The following is an 18,013-nucleotide window of genomic DNA, read 5'->3' on the forward strand; positions in this document are numbered from 1 at the left end:
CCCTGGGCTCTCTCGCCCTTCAGCACCTGCCTCCCGACGTTGCCACGGGGTGGCGGACTTAGTATGTATCTCCACCAACGGCCTCATGGGGGTGCCCCGTGAGAGGATCGCGGACGTGAAACTGATCGAGAACACCGAGGCACGACGGGTGGAGGCGCTCAGTGTCCTTGCCCCTCGGGTGCAGGCCGCCCTGGGGCAGTTCTTTACCCCTGCACCAGCCGCCGACCTGATCGCCTCGATGCCTCGCCTAGACGCGCTGAGCAACACCGTGCGCGTCTTGGACCCCGGCGCCGGGGTCGGCTCGCTTACCGCCGCACTGGTGAGCCGACTGCACGACGAGCGCCCTGACCTGGACGTTCACGTGGTTGCTGTGGAGAAGGACCCGCAGGTCATGCCCTACCTGCGGACCACGCTTGAGGAATGCAGGACAACCTACGGCACCACGTTCGACCTCGTGCAGGGCGACTACCTCACCGACGACGACGCACTCATCGACGGGCCGTTCGACCTTGTCGTCGCCAACCCACCCTACGGAAAGCTCGCCGCAGGCAGCCTGCACCGTACGCGCATTGCCCACCTCCTGGTCGATACCAGCAACATCTACACGGCCTTCTGGGCCAGGGCCACAGCCGCCCTCGCCCCCGACGGCCAGATCTCGATCATCGTGCCCCGCTCCTGGGCCAACGGCACCTACCATCGCGCCTTCCGCCAGTGGATGCTCGACCGCACCAGCCTCGACCTCCTACACGTCTTTGAGAGCCGCAACACAGTCTTCGCCGACACCGGCGTCCTCCAGGAAAACGTCATCGTGGCTGGCACGCAGGGCGACCAACAGCCAGAGGTCGTCCTGTCGGCGTCGATCGCGCACGACGACGTCCCGCTGCGCCGTACCGTCCCGTTCGGCGCCGTGGTCTTGCCCGGGGACCGCGAGCGGTTCGTCCGCTTCGACGACTCGGCTGTCGTACCGCCGGCCGTCTCATTCACCCTGGCCGACCTGGGCCTGGGCGTCAGCACGGGCAAGGTGGTCGACTTCCGCAACCGCGAGCACCTGACCGACGACCTCAGCGCCGAAGATGTCGTCCCGATGATCTACCAGGCCAACGTACGCGGCGGAGAGATCGAGTGGCCGCAGCGCCCCGCGAAGAAGCCGCAAGGCTTCTCCCCCAGCACTGAGGCCGCCCGCAAGCTGCTCCTGCCCGAAGGGCACTACGTCGTCATCAAACGCTTCTCCGCCAAGGAGGAGAAGCGGCGTGTAGTCGCGGGCGTCTGGAAGCACGACGGCCCGGTTGCCCTGGACAATAAGACCAACTACCTGCATGAGAAGAAGGGGCCTATCGACCCCCAGCTCGCGCACGGGCTGATGCTCTGGCTGAACTCCTCGACGCTCGACGCGATCTTCCGCACCTTCTCCGGGCACACCCAGGTCAACGCCGGGGACGTTAAGACACTCCCCTTCCCCTCTCGTGACGACTTGGTGCGCTTGGCGCAGAACGCGCCGGAATGGCTCCCGGAACAGGCGAAGCTCGACGCCCTCGTAGCTGACATGTTCCCCGCTGTCGTAGGCTCAGCGGAGTGATCAGCACATTACGAGCATCCGTCGACAACGCCAGCGTCCTCCTGCAAGCCTTCGGCTTCGACAAGGTCCGCTGCAATAACAGGTCCGCCCTGACGGCCCTCGTGCTGCTCGGCCTGGAGCCCGGCGAGCCGTGGGGCACGGCGATCAACCCGCGTCTCGGCGTCACGGAAATCATGGGCGTCATTGCGGAGAAATGGGGCAAAGAGTATGCCCCGAACTCGCGCGAGACCTTCCGCAAGCAGACGCTCCACCAGTTCGTCGACGCGGGGTTCGCTGAGCACAACTCCGATGCTCCCGAAGGGCGCGCGGTCAACTCCTCCAAGAACAATTACCGGATCGCTCCGGCGGCTCTGTCCGTAGTGCGTCTCTTCGGCACCCGGGGGTTTCAAGACGCCCTCGACGCCTGGGTAACCGAGGCTCCCACCCAGCAGGCCGCTTACAAGGCAACCCGCGAGATGCAGATGCTCCCGGTCACGCTTCCTGACGGTTCTCTGTTCCGCCTCTCTCCCGGTGGCCAGAATCCCCTGATTCGGGACATGGTCGAAGAGTTTTGCCCTCGCTTCGCCCCCGGCGGACAGGTGCTCTACCTGGGGGACGCCAAGGATCACCGCTACGACATCCGCCAAGACGACGTCTTCGCACGTCTCGGGCTGGCCTTCGACGAGCACGGCAAGAACCCGGACCTCGTGGTCTACGACGAGCAGCGCGGTTGGCTTTTCCTGATGGAGGCCGTCACTTCTCACGGACCGATCGACTTTGGACGGCGTGAGCACCTGAAGAAACTCTTCGCGACGGACAAAGCAGGGCTGGTGTTCGTGAACTGCTTCCCGGACCGTGCCACGATGCGTAAGTGGCTGGCCGACCTTGCATGGGAGACTGAAGCCTGGGTGGCTGACGCGCCCGACCACCTGATCCACCTGAACGGCTCACGGTTCCTCGGTCCCTATTAATTACCCTTTCAGCTCGCGCTCTGATTGGGCCCCGTCCGCTCGGTTCTGCCTGGGGCGACGGTGGACGGGATGGAGGCTCCCCACGCACGCCCCTTACGGGTCCGCAGTCAGCGACGCTGCCCCCTCTATTCCGGTGCCGGCCGATCCCCCGCCTGAGGCGTCGCTCTTGCCTTGACCGGCCCGTGTGCGGTACTCGGCTTACGGGATTCGGCTCGCCTGCCTACGCGCGGCACGGGCGCCGGCCGGGCTGGAGCGGGGCGGAGACAGGAGCGCAGGCCCGGCCGGGGGCCGGGCCGCGCGCGGGGAGCGGAGCGAGCCGCCTTGAACCAGTAGAGAAAGTTGTAACTCAGTCTGTGGTGTGGGGCTTGAAGTCATGTGCGCAGGCTGGGAGTTCGTTGCCCGGTCGGTGGGCGAGAGTCAGGAAGAGCACTGGGCGGATGGTCCAGGTGATGCGGGTGCCGGCGTGGGTGATGGTCACCGTGCACGCTTCCTGACGCAGTAGGGCACGCCTCGTTTCGCTGCGGCCGTCATGGAGCCATGCCCATGCCTCGTCCGAGGCGTCCGCGTCGAGTGCAGGTGAGATCGTGCGGAGGGCGACGGCTACCCACCTGTCCGCCTGGAGCGCCGAGTACGCGTCGAAGGAGGCGTGAAAGGCCAGCCCCTCTGCCCTCTCTCCGAGGCTTTCTGTCCAGCACTCGCACCAGTAGCCGCGGGTGGGCTTGTCCATCAGCACGGGTGGGCTCCCGGTCGGGTGTCGGTGAAGAGTTCCGCGGTGACGGTGCGGCCGCTCTGGCTGCTGTGGACCACCACCCGGTGAGCGAGCGCGCTGACCATGCCGAGTCCTCGGCCATGCTCCGCAGCCTGGTCCTGGTGCTCAACCTTCGGTGCCGTGCCCGTGCCTCCGTCGTCTGTGACGGACAGGGCGATCACCTGCGGGGAGACCGCGAGGGCCAGATGGAAGCTGCCGGATGCCTGGCCACTAGCCGTGTGGAGGATCGCGTTCGCGCTCAGCTCGCTGACGATCAGCTCGGCGTCCTCCGCCAACGGCGAGCCTCGCAGGATGTCGCGAGTCCAGCGGCGGGCCCTGCTGACCTCTTCCGGAAAACCTGGGCAAGACAGTCCCCAGACCCGGGCCCTACTCGTATACTCGTGCATACAAGTTCCTTCATGCTGATAGGCCGCCATGTGCAGCGGGTTCGGGCTAGACGAGTTTCACGCCGTCGTGGGCGCGGACGGCCGGCGGGGACGCTGCGTCGAGTGCGTCCAGGACACGGATCGCGTACGCCTCGTCGGTGAGTTCGATGACTTCTTCGCGGGTGGCCCAGTACAGGGCGCGGGTCTCGTCCCCGGTGGTGGGAGTGCCGTCGGCCGCCTGGCAGCGGAAGACGAGGGAGACGATCAGGCCCGTCATGTTCTTGTAGACGCCGGTGAGAGTCGCGGGAAGCGCGATCTTGATGCCGGTTTCTTCGAGGACTTCGCGCTGGAGGGCTTCGGGGATGGTCTCCTCGCGTTCGAGGATGCCGCCCGGGGGTTCCCAGTGGCCGTTGTCGCGACGTTTGATCAAGAGGGTCCGGCCTCGGTCATCGACGATGACCCCGGCGACGCTCACGGAGTGCGGGCGTTCTGTGCTCACGTTCCTCGGCCCTCTCGGCTGACTAGGCTCTCCACCGTAGCAACAACACTCGCCCACTCGTCTAGATACCTAAAGGAGTACGCGTGACTTCTCTACCGAGCATTCTCGGCGGCCTCGACCCGACCAGTGATCGTGCGGTCTTCCGTCAGATCGCCGACCAGCTGCGCGAGGCCATCGACCGTGGGCGATTCAAGGAAGGGGAGAAACTGCCCTCTGAGGCTGAGTTGGTCGAGCACTACGGGGTTTCCCGGATGACGGTCCGGAACTCCTTCTCGATCCTCCAGGGCGAGGGCCTGGTGCACGCCGAGCACGGCAAGGGCGTCTTCGTCCGGCCCCGGCCTCCGGTGCGCCGGCTCGCCTCCGACCGGTTCGCCCGGCGCCACCGTGAGCAAGGGAAGTCCGCGTTCATCGTGGAGGCCGACGCCGCCGGCAGTCATCCCACCGTGGACAGTCTGGAGGTGAAGGAGGAGAAGGCCAGCCAGGACATCTCCACCCGGCTTGGTTCCGTACGGCGCGTGCTCGCCCGGCGTCGCCGGTACCTGCTCGACGGCCGGCCGGTCGAGTTCGCCGCGTCGTACCTCCCGCTCGACATCGCCCGCGGTACGCAGATCGCCGAACCCAACCCGGGCCCCGGCGGCATCTACGCCCGTCTCGAGGAACTGGGCCACCAGCTCGACCACTTCGAGGAGGAGATCCGGGCCCGGATGCCTTCGCCGTCCGAGGTGAAGACGCTGCAACTGGCCTCCGGTGTGCCGGTGATCCACCTGATCCGTACCGCCTTCGACACCGCGGGGCGGGCCGTGGAGGTCTGCGACACGGTGATGGCGGCGGACGCCTACGTCCTCTCCTATCAGCTTCCGGCGACCTGATCGGCGGTGCGCGAGGCCACTTCCCCGGACTCGTACACACCGACACGCATGCTCGTATAGACGAGTGGGCAAGTTGTGTGGCAAGGTGATCCCGTTCCCGGTGAAGTCGGGTTCGAAGACTGCATCTTGTCTAGACGAGTAGATGGGAAGAAATCTTGCGCACCATCCGTGTGGAGACCTCGGCCGCGACGATCCTGCTGACCGAGGCGCCCGAGCCCAAGGTCCGCGACCGGCAGACGGGCGAGATCGCGAAGGACGCCGTCAGCGGTGAGGCGCTGATGACGCTCGGCGTCGTGTACATCGAGGAGGGGGAGTCGTCCCTGATCAAGGTGACCGTTCCGGAGAGCGGGGTGTCGGAAGGGCTCGCCCTCGGTGCCCCGGTCTCCCTGCCGGGCCTGATCGCCCGGCCGTGGGAGAGCGTGTTCAACGGCCAGCAGCGGCACGGCATCGCCTTCCGGGCCGCCGCTGTCACCCCGGCCGCCTTCCCGGCCACCGTGGGGGCCACGGCCTGATGACCGACCTGGCAACGCTTCTGGAGGTGGGTGGTCCCGTCGCCGCACTCGGCGGTGGGGCCGCCTACGCCCGGGCACGACACCCCGGCGTCTACTGGTCCGCGGTCGGCCTACCGATGTCCACGGTCCGGCTGCTCAGCTCCTACGGCTCCGTCATGGAGGCGTGCGGACTGACCGTGGCCCCCTCCCGCCTGCGGGTCCTGGCGGTCAAGGCCACCACTCGCCGTGAGGTCCGGCCCGTACCGCCGCGTCGGGGGATCATCCGCCCGACCATGACGGGGCTGCGGGTCCGCCTGCGGCTCGCCCCGGGGCAGGAACCCGCCGACGTGGCCGCCTCCGCCGAACGGTTGCGGCACGCCTGGGGAGTCCACGCCGTCTACGTGACCACGGTCAAGCCGGGCGTGGTCGACCTGCGGCTCGTCGGCTTCGACGTACTGCGGCGGGTGCGCATGCCGCGCAAGCTCCGCTCGGGGCTGCTCAGGGTGCCGGTCGCACTGCGGGAGGACGCCACTCCGTTCATACGCGACTACCGCACCGTGCCGCACCAACTCACCCTCGGCGCCACGCTGTCCGGCAAGTCCATGTACCTGCGTCACCTCGTCGCCGGACTTGCCCGCCAGCCCGTCGCCCTGGTCGGCATCGACTGCAAGCGGGGCGTGGAACTGGCGCCCTTCGCTCCGCGCTTGTCGGCGCTCGCCACCGACCCGGAGCAGGCCGCCGAGCTGCTGCCCGTGCTCATCAAGGAGATGGAGGACCGCTACGACCTGATCAAGGCCCGGCAGAGCATCGCGCCGAGCACTCCGGACGAGGAGATCACCTCCGACATCTGGGGCCTGCTCGAGCACGAACGGCCCGTACCCGTCGTGCTGTTCGTGGACGAGGTGGCGGAACTCTTCCTCGTCGCCACGAAAAAGGACGAGGAACGGCGGGACGAGATGGTCACCCAGCTCATCCGCCTCGCCCAGCTCGGCCGCGCGGCCGGCATCTACCTGGAGGTCTGCGGGCAACGCTTCGGGGCCGAACTGGGCAAGGGCGCGACCATGCTGCGGGCCCAGTTGACCGGCCGGGTCTGCCACCGCGTGAACGACGAAGCCTCGGCCAAGATGGCGCTCGGCGACATCGCCCCCGAAGCGGTCTCCGCCGCCTGCGCCATCGCCCCCGAACGGCCCGGCCTCGCCGTGGCCGGTGACACCTCCGGCGGCTGGTCCCGCATCCGCACGCCGTACCTCTCCCTCGGCGACGCCGCCGGGATCTGCCACGAGTCGGCCCACCTCGTCCCCGACCTGCCCGCACTCAAGCCCTTCCGGCCCGCCGTGCCCGTACGGCCGGTCGAGTCCCCGGCCCCGGTCCTGCGACCGCGGCCCGTGGCTGACTGAGCCGCTACCCGCTCCACCTCGGTCGGCGTGACCGTCTCGCGCCACGTCCCTACCCCTCCCATGCCTGGAACAGGAAGGAGCCGCAGCATGCGCGCCCTACTGGCCCGCGTCGACGCGGTGCTCGTCCAAGCGGTCATCGCCGCCGCGCTGTCCTTCGCCCACCTGCACGACGTCGCCTCGGCGGCCGGACAGGACGGGTGGAAGGCGTGGGCCTATCCCGTCTCGGTCGACCTGCTGCTCGTCGCCGCCTGGCGCCGACTGCGGTCCGGCGGCGCCAGAGCGGCCGGGTGGTGCTGGTTCGTCATCGCGCTGACCGCGTCCCTGGGGGCGAATGTCGCCACCGCCGGACTGCTCGACATGGACCAGGTGCCGGCCTGGCTGCGCATCCTCGTCGCGGGCTGGCCTGCGGTCGCCTTCCTCGGCGGAACGCTCCTCGCTCACTCGACGCCGAAAGCCGTGGAGGAGGGGGAGGACGTGGGGAGCGCCGCCGTGGACGCGGACCGAGTGGACCAGGTGGACGACGCCGAGCCTGTTCGCGGCCCCGAGCCTGAGCCGCCCGCGCTACCGGCCGCAGATCCGGCACCCGCTCCACCGGTTGTGCCCGTACCGCCCGCCATACCCGCTCCGCCCGCTGTATCCGTCCCGGCCGCCCTGGTCGAGCACGCCCGCAAGGTCGCCGCCGAACACCGCACCCGCACCGGAGCACCCATCGACGTCCCGACCCTCCGCGCCCGCCTCGGCGTCCCCCTACCGCTCGCCGACGCCATCGCCGCCCGACTCGACTGACGACGAAGGAGAACCGCGTCATGCGTCCGTCCATCAGGTTCGCCCTGGAATCCGCCGCCGAACTGACCCGTAACAACCGGCTCGTCGACGCCGTGGCCGTCGCCGAAGCAGCCATCAACCGTGCCACGGACGAAGAGCACCCCGAAATCCAACAGTGGCTCACCGACCACGCCCACGACTTCACCGGAGAGGACGGTCTGTGATGTCTCGTCCGCGCGGTTTCCGCAACGTCACCCGCATCGGCCCCGTCCAGGTCGGCACGGCCTACGACGGCCGGGGCCGCGAGAAGCACACCGCCGCCTGTACGGCCCCGCGCTGCGGCTTCTCCGCCGACTACGACAGTCGCGCCGCCGCCGAGCTGGCCGCCCGTACCCACCGCTGCCCCGTCCACTGATCCGCTGTTCCTCTGGAAGGACCCGCCTCCGTGACCGTCAGCCTGCCGCTCGTCGTCGTCCTCGGCTTCTTCGCCTGGGGAGCGGTCAAGTTCCTCGGCGTCCGTACCTGGATCGTCGTCGTGATCGCCCTGTTCGGCTTCTGGCTCTCGCACACCTTCATGGCCCCGGCCATCGAGTCCGGTACGCGCTCCGGCGTGGACATCGTCAACGGCTCACATGACTAGACGAGTAGGTAAGGAGAACTCCGCCGTGTTCCTGCCCAAGTACCCCGACAACCCGATACCGCCGTCCGTGCACACGCACGCACCGACCGATCCGTCTCCCGTGCGACGGTCGGCCCCGCAGATATCCGTCAGCACCGGAGCGGTCGTGGCCGTCCTCGTCGGCGGAGTCGTGCTGACCGCGCTCCTGGCCGCCGTCGCCGTCTCGGCCGTCTCCGTGGCCGTCGCCGCCGTGGTCCTGCGCTCGATGCTTCGCGACCAGCGCCACCGCTGACACCACCTCGACGACACCAAGCCCCCGGGGCGGACCGACACCGCCAAGCATCCGCCGCCCCGGGGGCCCTGCCCCTCCTGACCGAAGCCAGAAGGAGAAAGCCATCATCACCCGCACCACCCCGCCCCCGCTTGCCGAACTCGGCGAACTAGCCGCCCTCGGCACCATGCCCGGCCTTCTGCGTCAGCTCTCCGGTCTCGGCGGCTGCACCCAGCCGATCCGCCTCGACGGCCACCGCGCCGAGTACGACGTGAACACCCGTACCGGCGAGATCGGCACCCTCCTCCACCGCCTCGACTCCGCCGGCCTCCCCGCCGGTCACCTCCTGGTCCGCTGCAACAACCGCCGCACGACCCGCTGCGCGGCCTGCTCGGAGGTCTACCGCCGCGACACCTTCCACCTGATTACCTCGGGCCTGCGTGGCGGCAAGGGCGTTCCCGAACGCGTCGCCGCTCACCCCCGCGTCTTCGCCACCTTCACCGCCCCGGGCTTCGGCCCGGTCCACAACCGCCCGACCGGTCCGGCCGGTTCGGTCCGCCGCTGCCGGTGCGGCGTGCTCCACGAGCAGGACGACGACGTGCTCGGCACCCCGCTCGACCCGGACACGTACGACTACGAAGCGGCCGTGCTCTGGAACGCGCACGCCGGTCCGCTGTGGCGGCGCTTCTCGACCTACCTGCGCCGGGAGGTCGCCAAGCGGGCCGGACTCTCGCAGCGTGAGTTCCGCGAGCATGCCCGGGTGTCCTTCGCCAAGGTCGCCGAGTACCAAAAGCGCGGGGCGGTCCACTTCCACGCCGTCATCCGCATCGACGGCCCCGAGGGCGGCGACACCCCGCCTCCCACCTGGGCCACCGCCGAACTGCTGACCGACGCCATCCGGGCCGCCGCCACCGCCGCCCGCGTCGACGGCCCGGTCATCGACGGCCAAGCCCACGCCTTCGCCTTCGGCCGACAGCTCGACGTTCGCACCATCCGCTCGGCCGACTTCGACGGCGGCCAGGAACTGACCGAACGAGCCGTCGCCGCGTACATCGCCAAGTACGCCACCAAGGGCGCCGAGACCGCCACGGGAGCACTCGACCGGCCGCTGAAGTTCCTCGCCGAACTCGCCCAGCTCGACATCAGCGACCACGCCCGCCGGCTCATCCGCACCGCCTGGACCCTTGGCGCCCGCAAGGACCTCGAACACCTCCGCCTGCGGGCCTGGGCCCACATGCTCGGCTTCCGCGGCCACTTCTCCACCAAGTCCCGCCGCTACTCCACCACCCTCGGCACTCTCCGCGACGCCCGCGCCGAATGGCGCCGCGCACAAGCCACAGCGGCCGTAGAGACCGCAGCGGCCACCGAGGACGAGACCGAGCAGAACACGACCCTCGTCCTCTCGCACTGGGTCTTCGCCGGAACCGGCCTCACCGACGCCGAAGCCTGGCTTGCCGAGTCCATCGCACCCGCCCCCGGAACAGAAGGAGAACCGACCCGTGGCTGACCGCTACCTCACCGTGGCGCAGGTCGCCGAACTCCTCGGCACCACGGAGCGCTTCCCGCGACGCCTCATCGCGGAGCGACGCATCACGTTCGTCAAGGTCGGCCGCCACGTGCGCATCCCCGAGAGCGCGTTGAGCGCCTTCATCGACGCGCACACCGTCCAGCCGATCCGGCAGCGCGGCGGCATGCTGCGGAGGGCTGCCTGATGGCCAACAAGAAGGGCAAGCGCAGAAGCTTCGGGGCCGTCCGGCAGCTTGCGTCCGGCCGGTGGCAGGTCCGCTACCGCGATCCGGGGACCGGTCTTCTCCGCCCGGCTGAGAAGACGTACGAGACCAAAACAGACGCCCAAGTTGCGCTCACGCACATCGAGGCGGACATCACGCGCGGGCAGTGGGCGGACCCTGACGCCGGGGCGGTGAACTTCGCCGACTACACCACGGCGTGGCTGCGGGACCGGAAGTTGGCGGACCGCACTCGGGAGCGAAATGAATCGGTGATGCGGCTCCACATCATCCCGACCTTCGGCGCGGGTTCCATCGCCGACGTCACGACCGCGCGGGTGCGGAGCTGGCGCGGCAAGCTGCTCGCGGCCGGGGTGGGGGAGCCGACGGTCGTCAAGGCTTATCAACTGCTGCGGGCCCTGATGAACACGGCCGTGGACGACGAGATGATCCGCCGTAACCCGTGCCGCATCAAGGGCGCGGACAGCTATGACGTGCCCGAGCGGCCCGTGCTGTCGGTGGCGGAGGTCTTCGGCGTGGCCGATGCCATCGCGCCGCGCTACCGACTGCTCGTCCTCCTGGCGGCGTTCACGACGCTCCGCTTCGGCGAGCTGGCCGCGCTTCGGTGCAAGGACATCGACTTGGCCGGCCGCGTGGTCGTGGTCCGGCGTGCTCAAGCCGAGTTGCAGAACGGGCGGCTCTTCGACAAGGCACCCAAGTCGGCGGCGGGGGTGCGTACGGTCTCCTTCCCCGCTGAGCTGGTCGACGAGATCAGACACCACCTGGAGCACTACGCCGCCGCGGGGCAGGACGGCCACCTGTTCGTCGGCCCGCAGGGTGGACAGCTTCGGCGGAGCAACTTCCGGGACGACTGGGTAAAGGCTAGGAAGGCGGCGGGCGTCTCGGCCGAGCTGCACTTTCACGACCTGAGGCACACGGGCAACACACTGGCCTCCACGGCCGGGGCCAGCACACGCGAACTGATGACGCGGATGGGGCACAGCAGCTCGCGCGCCGCACTGATCTACCAGCACATGACCAGCGACCGTGACCGGGCCATCGCCGACCGGTTGGGGGCCATGATCCGCGGCGGCGGGGAAGGGGCGTCGAACGCCTCGGAAGAGGGCTCCGAGCGGACGTAGTGGCACGCGTGTGGCATGACGCCCGGAACGACGAAGGGCCAGCCTGGGAGGAAACCCCTCCTGAGCTGGCCCTTCTCTCTGTGCCCCCGGCAGGATTCGAACCTGCGACACCCGCTTTAGGAGAGCGGTGCTCTATCCCCTGAGCTACGAAGGCCGGGATGCGTGGGTAAAGGTGTTGGAGAGCCGCCCATGGTGGGTGGATCTCGCCTCAAGGGCCCCATGCATCCACAGGGTGCCCCACCTGAGTGGTGCACCGCGCACAGTCTAGCGGTTGTCGGCGGTGCGCCGAGGTGGCATGCACTGCAGGCGGGCACCGGGTGCCCGTCTGCGGGCGTCTGTACTGTGCGGTCAGGTGCTTCGGTCGGTCGTGCAGTGGGCCCTTCGCGGCCGGAGCGGTCGGTCCCTCACCTGCGAGGCCCGAACGGGATCCGGTGAACCTGTGCGTCACAGTGCTGGCTTCCTGTACCACCCGGCTGTGCGGGCGTGGTGGCGGGCGTCGTGTCCGTGTCGCGTTCCAGGTCGAAGTCGACGTCCACCACGCCCTCCACGGCGCGGATCAGGCGGGCGGCCACGGGGATCAGGGGCGTGTCCCGGACGCGGCCGACGAGCGTCACCGTTCCGTCGTGCACCTGGACCTCGAGCGCCGGGCCCGACAAGGGGAACACGTGGGCCACGACCTCGCGCCGTACCTCCTCGGCGATCTCGTCGTCGTTGCGCAGGAACACCTTGAGCAGGTCGGCCCTGCTGACGATGCCCTCCAGCATGCCCAGCTCGTCGACCACCGGCAGCCGTTTGACCTTGCCGTGCGCCATGGTGGGGGCGGCCTGGGCGAGTGTCGCGTCGGGGTGGATGGTGAGCGCCGGGGAGGTCATCAGCTCCTCCGCGGTGACCGCGCCGGCCTTCGCCAGGTCGGGCAGGCGGTGCAACTGCGTGTAACGGTCGGGGTCGCTGTCGCGGAACTCCTCCTTGTGCAGGAGGTCGGCCTCGGAGACGACGCCGACGGCCCGGCCCTCGCCCTCGATGACCGGCAGGGCGCTGATCTTCCCATCCTGCATCAGCCGCACGATCTCCATGAACGTGGCCTTGTGGCCGATGGCCATGACCGTGTGGGTCATGACGTCGCTGACCGTGTGGGGAGTGCTGTGCATGGTGACTCCTTGTCCGGTTATCCGTTCAGGTCTGGCTGCCGGCGCCGTAGGGGGCGGCGTCGTACAGGTCCATCAGGCGGGTCCGGGACGAGCTGAGGCGGTGGGCGAGGACGCGCCACCGGCCCAGCGGCCGACGGCGCTGCCCAGGGGCGGGTCGTCCTCGCCCACCGCGCGTACGGCCGTGGCGTCGAGCTCGTACGCCTGCACCGGCGTGATCGCCTCGGCGCCCAGGCGCCAGGCGTGCGGGGTGAAGAGCCAGGACCAGCCGATGAGTCCGTCGTGCCGGATCTGCTCGATGACGGCCGCTCGACGGCCGGGGAGGCGCATGCCGAGTTCGACCGTGCCCGTCCGGGTGATCCAGAAGCGGTCGGCCCGGCTCGCCGAGGAGTTGGACGAGCGGCCTCCCGAGCAGGTGCGGGCCATGGACATCGTCGAGACCGCCGCCCGGTGGGTCTGCCGCCGTCGGGCCGACGTGGAGGTCTCCACCGACGTACTGCCCGAAAAACCCGAGTACACGCTGGTACGGGAGAGCCGGAACGCCTCCCCGCTGGTGACCGGCACGCGGGGCCGCGGCGGCATCGCCGAGACGCTGCTGGGCTCCGTGAGCCCGGCCGTCGCCGGGCACGCGCACCGCCCGACGGTCGTCGTGCGTGGCAGCCATGACAACCGGGCCATGTCCGGGACGCACGGGCGCGTCGTCGTGGGGGCCGGCGAGAAGCCGGCCGCGTCGGCGGCGATGCGTTTCGCCTTCGAGGAGGCGCGGCACCGCGCGGCGCCGGTGGAAGCGGTACGGGCCTGGCGGAGCCCCGCGCACGAGGCCACCGGCCGTCCGCTGCTCGCCGGTGAGCCTGCCCGACTGCACCAGCAGCAGGCGGTGGAGACCCTGGACGAGGCGCTCCGGGACATCCTCACCGGGGTGGACGCGCACGGCCGTACGGTCGAAGGCCACACCCGGGCCGTCCTCGTGGACGCCTCGCGCGACACGGACCTCCTCGTCATCGGCGCCAGGCGTGGCCGGCGGCACTTCGGGCTCCAGTCGGGCCGGGTGGTCCGCGGGGTTCTGCACCACTCCGCCTGCCCGGTCGTCATCGTGCCCGAGCCGACGCACACCGCGGGCGCCCGCCCGACCCGGTGGGCCCTCCTCATCCAAGCGCTCGCGCTCGGGCGCGGACTCAGGTTCAGGTCCGGGTGATCCGCACTCGGTACACCGGCATGGCCGAGGCCGAGGCCGACCCCGAACCTGAGCCCGCAGCCGCAGCCGCAGCCGCGTCCGAGCCCGGCCCCGCGGCCAGGCCCGAGCCCCCGTCGGAGTCCGAATCCGAGCCCTTCGCCTTCAGCACCTTCACCCGGATTCCCGCCTCGCGGTCGATGAACGTCTCGCCGGGGGTGAAGGGGGCGTCGGACAGTTCCGCGTGGATGTTGGGGCTGCGGGTGCAACCGCCGCTCTCCTGGTGGGAGTCGTAGACCGTGACCGGTCCCATGCCGGTGTCGACGTCCGCGTCGACCTTGTAGATGAGGATGCCGGGCCGGCACACCGCCTCGTCGTTGCCGGCGCGGGTGCGAAACTCGATGGCGTATCCGGAACCCGCGTCCAGCGGGAGGAAGACGAGCTTCGGGCCGCCCCGCTCGGCCAGCGGTGTCAGGGTGTACTCCCGTGTGCCCGTGCCCGCCGCGCAGTGCACCTGGCGTGCGTCCAGCCAGCCCATTTTCCACTTGTGCCAGCCGAGCAGGTCGTTGTTGGCGCCCCAGTCCTCGCTCATGATGTCCCAGTGGCCCACGGCCGCGCCGCCCTCGGCGGTGTAGAGGTCGGGCAGGCCGAAGACGTGGCCGTTCTCGTGCGGGAGGACCCGGTAGCCGGTGCGGTCCAGGGAGCCGGAGCCGTCGTCCTGGCGGGAGTAGATGAAAGACGCGTTGGAGACCGGGACGCCGTCCGCGGTCGGGGCCTCCCCGTTGCCGGCGAAGGTGACCGACAGGACGGTGTCCAGGGCGGAGGGGCCCGCGTTCGGGGTCATCAGTATGTTCACCAGGTCGTACGACCGGAAGTCCGCCTTCGGGTCCGCCGCCGCCACGACGTCGTCGACCAGCTTGCGGTAACCGGGGTCGAACGGGGCGCCGCGCTTTATGCCGTACTCCTGAAACGACTTGGGCATCCGCAGCCAGCCTGGGATCGGTATCTCGGGGCGGTAGTCGAGACGGCCGTACGAGCTGGTGCGGAACCACTGCTGGGTCTGCGGGAAGAATTCCCGGTAGCGGTCGAGGGCCTTGCCTTCGCCGGGGGCGTCCGAGAAGTCGACCATGAGGGTGAGGGCGCGGACGGTGCCGGTGGAGCGGGCGTACCCGGCGATCGTGGGGATGCCCTCCGACATCTGGACCTCGCGGGTGCTGCCGATCATGCAGGGGCCGTGCGCGGAGGAGCGGGACAGGGCTCTGGGTCCGGCACCGGGGGCCGAGAGGTACGGGGAGAGGTGGTCGTTGCCGGCCGACGGGGAGACGACGAGGACCAGAGCGGTCACGGACGCCAGGGTGGCCAGTCGGCGCGAGGGTATCCGGCTGCTGGTCGACTGCGGCTGCATGTGGAGGACCTCCGCTCCGCGCGGCAGCCGCCGGTCTCCGGCTGCACCCTCTTGGTCACCCTCCGTCGAGGGATGCGCGGGCGCGCGTTGGAGGGGCCGATCGTGCGAGGGCTCCGGCAGGCATGCGGGGGTGTGGCTCAGGTCACACGAAAAGCTTCCAGTGGAGGGAAATAACCGGGGACCGTTTCCCCGTTTGGACCTGTGTTCGCGCGAAACGGGGAATCCTTCCCCGGATCGCGACAGTGGCAGCAACAGCAGTACCAAGAGCAGCGACAGTGACCTAGGAGTGCATCGTGCAGACCGCCGCTTCCGTATCGCCCAAGGCGTCCCGGCCCCGCGCCGATGCCCTGCGCAATCGGGAACGGATCGTCACCGCCGCCCGGGAGATGTTCGTCGAGTTCGGTGCCGACGTGCCGTTCGACGAGGTCGCCCGCCGGGCCGGCGTGGGCAATGCCACGGTGTACCGCAACTTCCCCGATCGTGAAGCGCTGGTGCGCGAGGTCGTGTGCTCCGTGATGGACCGTACGTCGGAGGCGGCCGAGCAGGCGCTCGCCGAGACCGGGGATGCCTTCACGGCGCTGGAGCGGTTCGCGCACACGGCCGCCGCGGAGCGGATCAGCGCGCTGTGTCCGATGCTCTCCAGCGCCTTCGACCAGCACCACCCCGACCTGGAGGCCGCGCGTGTACGAGTCGAGACGCTCGTCGCACAGATCATGGACCGAGCCAAAGCGGCCGGTCAGCTCCGTGACGACGTGGGCTCCGGTGATCTGCTCGTCGGTATCGCCCAGCTCAGCCGGCCGCCGGCCGGTACGGGCTGCCTGAGCGCCGACCGGTTCGTCCACCGCCATCTTCAGCTGTTCCTGGACGGGATGCGGGCCCCGGCCCGCAGTTCCCTCCCGGGCACGGCCGTCACCGTGGAGGGCCTGCGCGCGAGCTGAACGATCCCTGACCAAGATCCGGTTTCAGGTTCGGTTCCCGACCCCGACCCCGACCCCGACCCCGATCCCGATCCGATCCGATCGAGCCTGACCCAGCCCGAACCGCCTCAGCCAATACCTCAGCCAATAGCCCAGTAACCACCTCAGCGACCGTCCCGTGGACGAGTCGTTCCCTGAAGACACCGTTTTTTCATCGCAAACTCCGAATTCTTCCGTCACGAAATCCCGAGGTCCTGAAGTGGGTACCCCCATGTCTGAAACAGCCTCAAAGGCTCCCGGCGTACCGGATGCCAGCCGCTGGAAGGCGCTCGTCTTCATCGCGCTCGCCCAGTTGATGGTCGTCCTGGACGCCACCATCGTGAACATCGCCCTGCCCTCCGCCCAGCAGGACCTGGGCATCTCCGACGGCAACCGGCAGTGGGTCGTCACGGCCTACGCCCTCGCCTTCGGCGGACTGCTGCTCTTCGGCGGGCGGATAGCCGACCTGTGGGGCCGCAAGCGGGCGTTCGTGCTCGGTCTGGGTGGCTTCGCGGCGGCCTCCGTGCTGGGCGGCGCGGCCACCAACGAGGTCATGATGTTCGGCGCGCGCGCCCTGCAGGGCGTGTTCGGCGCGCTGCTCGCGCCGGCCGCGCTGTCCCTGCTCGCGGTGATGTTCACCGACGGCAAGGAGCGCGCCAAGGCGTTCGGCATCTACGGTGCGATCGCCGGCGGCGGTGGTGCCGTCGGCCTGATCCTCGGCGGTTTCCTCACTGAGTACCTGAACTGGCGCTGGACGTTCTTCGTGAACATTCCGTTCGCCGTCGTCGCCGCGCTCGGCGCGTACTTCGTCATCCGTGAGCCGCGGGGCGGCCGCAACCGTTCGCCGCTGGACATCCCCGGCGTGGTGCTGTCCACCCTCGGTCTGGTCGCCCTCGTCTACGGCTTCACCCGCGCCGAGTCCGAGGGCTGGAGCGACTCGCTGACGATCGGCATGTTCGTCGCGTCGGCCGTTCTGCTCCTGACGTTCGTCCTGGTCGAGTCCCGGGTCAGGGCGCCGTTGCTGCCGCTGCGCGTGGTCACCGAGCGCAACCGCGGCGGGGTCTACCTCTCACTGGGCCTGGCGATCATCGCGATGTTCGGCCTGTTCCTCTTCCTCACGTACTACTTGCAGGTCGTCCAGGGCTACTCGCCGGTGAAGACCGGGTTCGCCTTCCTGCCGATGGTCGCGGGCATGATCACGGGTTCCACCCAGATCGGCGCCCGGCTGATGACCCGGGTCCCGCCCCGGCTGCTGATGGGCCCCGGGTTCCTGGTCGCCTCCGTCGGTATGCTGCTGCTGACCCGGCTGGAGGTCGACACCTCCTACGCCGCGGTGCTGCTGCCCGGCATACTGCTGCTCGGTCTCGGCATGGGTACGGCGTTCATGCCGGCCATGTCGCTGGCCACTCTGGGCGTCGAGCCCCGGGACTCCGGTGTCGCCTCCGCGATGGTCAACACCTCGCAGCAGGTGGGCGGCGCGATCGGTACGGCCCTGCTGAACACGATCGCGGCCTCGGCCACCACGTCCTACATCGCCGACCACATCGGCGGCGCCGCGAGCCGGTCCCAGCAGCAGCTGGTGCAGCTCGAGGGCATGGTGCGGGGCTACACCAGTGCGATCTGGTTCGCCGTCGGGATCCTCGTCCTGGCCGCGGCCATCGCCCTGACCTTCGTCAACGCCGGCCGCCCGGGGAGCACGGTCACCGGGTCCTCCGACGAGGGCTCCAGGGTCGCCGAGGAGGACGTGGCGGTGCCGGTCATCGCCCACTGACGGCCTGCCGCGCGGCCTTCACCGCCAACCGTCGACCGCCGACCCTCACAGGCCGGTTCCTTCGGGCCACCCGTACGGAGGAGGAGGGGACGCCTCGTCCGTACGGCTTCCAGGGCCTGCCCCGG

At 69.6% G+C, this 18,013-nt stretch carries 21 protein-coding genes, 1 tRNA gene and 1 pseudogene; 16 read left to right on the forward strand and 7 right to left on the reverse strand.

All coding sequences use genetic code 11. From position 1 onward, the window contains the following. Positions 1–115: 115 nt before the first annotated feature. Both ACFP2V_RS07220 and ACFP2V_RS07225 read left to right on the forward strand, forming a co-directional pair. Entirely contained in the window at positions 116–1,576 is a 1,461-nt protein-coding gene (locus ACFP2V_RS07220) for an HsdM family class I SAM-dependent methyltransferase (protein ID WP_381207124.1), read from the forward strand. Next, positions 1,573–2,526 carry a BsuBI/PstI family type II restriction endonuclease gene (locus ACFP2V_RS07225; RefSeq protein ID WP_381207127.1) on the forward strand — a complete coding sequence of 318 codons (954 nt, stop codon included), beginning with the start codon at positions 1,573–1,575 and terminating at the stop codon, positions 2,524–2,526. Before ACFP2V_RS07220 ends, ACFP2V_RS07225 begins: the two co-directional genes overlap by 4 nt. A 346-nt stretch (positions 2,527–2,872) precedes the next feature. Here the strand turns inward: ACFP2V_RS07225 and ACFP2V_RS07230 are convergent, their stop codons facing one another. From ACFP2V_RS07230 to ACFP2V_RS07240, 3 genes are read right to left on the reverse strand one after another with little or no spacing between them, the layout of a single operon-like run. After that, on the reverse strand, positions 2,873–3,253 hold the full coding sequence (locus ACFP2V_RS07230; protein WP_381207561.1) for a hypothetical protein: 381 nt from the start codon (positions 3,251–3,253) through the stop codon (positions 2,873–2,875). Then, positions 3,253–3,681 (reverse strand): ATP-binding protein, encoded by a 429-nt coding sequence (locus ACFP2V_RS07235; RefSeq protein ID WP_381207130.1) that lies wholly within the window; start codon positions 3,679–3,681, stop codon positions 3,253–3,255. Before ACFP2V_RS07235 ends, ACFP2V_RS07230 begins: the two co-directional genes overlap by 1 nt. 46 nt (positions 3,682–3,727) lie before the next feature. Next, positions 3,728–4,135: an NUDIX hydrolase gene (locus ACFP2V_RS07240; protein WP_381207563.1), complete on the reverse strand. Its 408-nt coding sequence runs from the start codon at positions 4,133–4,135 to the stop codon at positions 3,728–3,730. 107 nt (positions 4,136–4,242) lie between these two features. On the opposite strand from ACFP2V_RS07240, the gene ACFP2V_RS07245 reads away from it, so the two are divergent. The 11 genes from ACFP2V_RS07245 to ACFP2V_RS07295 all read left to right on the forward strand — a co-directional run bounded on the left by ACFP2V_RS07245 (position 4,243) and on the right by ACFP2V_RS07295 (position 11,440). Further along, on the forward strand, positions 4,243–5,028 hold the full coding sequence (locus ACFP2V_RS07245) for a GntR family transcriptional regulator (RefSeq protein WP_381207133.1): 786 nt from the start codon (positions 4,243–4,245) through the stop codon (positions 5,026–5,028). A 155-nt stretch (positions 5,029–5,183) separates the two neighbouring features. Continuing rightward, a complete protein-coding gene (locus ACFP2V_RS07250) occupies positions 5,184–5,540 on the forward strand; it encodes an SCO3933 family regulatory protein (protein ID WP_254379053.1) in 357 nt (118 codons plus the stop codon). Then, a complete protein-coding gene (locus tag ACFP2V_RS07255) occupies positions 5,540–6,916 on the forward strand; it encodes an FtsK/SpoIIIE domain-containing protein (protein WP_381207137.1) in 1,377 nt (458 codons plus the stop codon). Before ACFP2V_RS07250 ends, ACFP2V_RS07255 begins: the two co-directional genes overlap by 1 nt. Before the next feature lie 87 nt (positions 6,917–7,003). Next, complete coding sequence (locus tag ACFP2V_RS07260; protein WP_381207140.1) at positions 7,004–7,702, forward strand: DUF2637 domain-containing protein; 699 nt, start codon at positions 7,004–7,006, stop codon at positions 7,700–7,702. A gap of 20 nt (positions 7,703–7,722) precedes the next feature. Next, a complete protein-coding gene (locus ACFP2V_RS07265) occupies positions 7,723–7,905 on the forward strand; it encodes a hypothetical protein (protein WP_381207143.1) in 183 nt (60 codons plus the stop codon). Beyond that, entirely contained in the window at positions 7,905–8,096 is a 192-nt protein-coding gene (locus ACFP2V_RS07270) for a mobile element transfer protein (RefSeq protein ID WP_381207146.1), read from the forward strand. Before ACFP2V_RS07265 ends, ACFP2V_RS07270 begins: the two co-directional genes overlap by 1 nt. A gap of 30 nt (positions 8,097–8,126) precedes the next feature. After that, positions 8,127–8,321: a hypothetical protein gene (locus ACFP2V_RS07275; RefSeq protein ID WP_351285269.1), complete on the forward strand. Its 195-nt coding sequence runs from the start codon at positions 8,127–8,129 to the stop codon at positions 8,319–8,321. A 25-nt stretch (positions 8,322–8,346) separates the two neighbouring features. Further along, the gene (locus tag ACFP2V_RS07280) at positions 8,347–8,592 is read left to right on the forward strand and encodes a SpdD protein (protein ID WP_381207149.1); all 246 of its coding nucleotides are present in this window, start codon (positions 8,347–8,349) and stop codon (positions 8,590–8,592) included. Positions 8,593–8,758: 166 nt separating this feature from the next. Then, positions 8,759–10,078: a replication initiator gene (locus tag ACFP2V_RS07285; RefSeq protein ID WP_381207152.1), complete on the forward strand. Its 1,320-nt coding sequence runs from the start codon at positions 8,759–8,761 to the stop codon at positions 10,076–10,078. After that, positions 10,071–10,283 (forward strand): excisionase family DNA-binding protein, encoded by a 213-nt coding sequence (locus tag ACFP2V_RS07290; RefSeq protein ID WP_381207155.1) that lies wholly within the window; start codon positions 10,071–10,073, stop codon positions 10,281–10,283. The genes ACFP2V_RS07285 and ACFP2V_RS07290 overlap by 8 nt, the downstream gene beginning before the upstream one ends. After that, on the forward strand, positions 10,283–11,440 hold the full coding sequence (locus tag ACFP2V_RS07295) for a tyrosine-type recombinase/integrase (protein ID WP_381207158.1): 1,158 nt from the start codon (positions 10,283–10,285) through the stop codon (positions 11,438–11,440). Before ACFP2V_RS07290 ends, ACFP2V_RS07295 begins: the two co-directional genes overlap by 1 nt. Positions 11,441–11,521: 81 nt before the next feature. Here the strand turns inward: ACFP2V_RS07295 and ACFP2V_RS07300 are convergent. The 3 genes and pseudogenes from ACFP2V_RS07300 to ACFP2V_RS07310 all read right to left on the reverse strand — a co-directional run bounded on the left by ACFP2V_RS07300 (position 11,522) and on the right by ACFP2V_RS07310 (position 13,017). Then, a tRNA-Arg gene (locus ACFP2V_RS07300) sits at positions 11,522–11,594 on the reverse strand. Between the two features lie 250 nt (positions 11,595–11,844). Beyond that, positions 11,845–12,588, reverse strand: coding sequence for a CBS domain-containing protein (locus tag ACFP2V_RS07305; protein ID WP_381207161.1), 744 nt, complete (start codon positions 12,586–12,588; stop codon positions 11,845–11,847). 25 nt (positions 12,589–12,613) lie between these two features. Beyond that, positions 12,614–13,017 (reverse strand): annotated as a pseudogene (locus ACFP2V_RS07310) (cyclic nucleotide-binding domain-containing protein). On the opposite strand from ACFP2V_RS07310, the gene ACFP2V_RS07315 reads away from it, so the two are divergent. Then, positions 12,914–13,780 carry a universal stress protein gene (locus ACFP2V_RS07315; RefSeq protein ID WP_381207164.1) on the forward strand — a complete coding sequence of 289 codons (867 nt, stop codon included), beginning with the start codon at positions 12,914–12,916 and terminating at the stop codon, positions 13,778–13,780. The pseudogene ACFP2V_RS07310 and the gene ACFP2V_RS07315 overlap by 104 nt on opposite strands. On the opposite strand, the gene ACFP2V_RS07320 is transcribed toward ACFP2V_RS07315, so the two are convergent. After that, complete coding sequence (locus ACFP2V_RS07320; protein WP_381207167.1) at positions 13,767–15,161, reverse strand: M6 family metalloprotease domain-containing protein; 1,395 nt, start codon at positions 15,159–15,161, stop codon at positions 13,767–13,769. The genes ACFP2V_RS07315 and ACFP2V_RS07320 overlap by 14 nt on opposite strands. A gap of 293 nt (positions 15,162–15,454) precedes the next feature. On the opposite strand from ACFP2V_RS07320, the gene ACFP2V_RS07325 reads away from it, so the two are divergent. After that, entirely contained in the window at positions 15,455–16,099 is a 645-nt protein-coding gene (locus tag ACFP2V_RS07325) for a TetR/AcrR family transcriptional regulator (RefSeq protein ID WP_381207170.1), read from the forward strand. Between the two features lie 250 nt (positions 16,100–16,349). Next, positions 16,350–17,888 (forward strand): MFS transporter, encoded by a 1,539-nt coding sequence (locus tag ACFP2V_RS07330; protein ID WP_381207173.1) that lies wholly within the window; start codon positions 16,350–16,352, stop codon positions 17,886–17,888. Positions 17,889–18,013 lie beyond the last annotated feature (125 nt).

It is taken from the genome of Streptomyces incanus (assembly GCF_042656345.1).
Taxonomy (GTDB): Bacteria; Actinomycetota; Actinomycetes; order Streptomycetales; family Streptomycetaceae; genus Streptomyces; species Streptomyces incanus.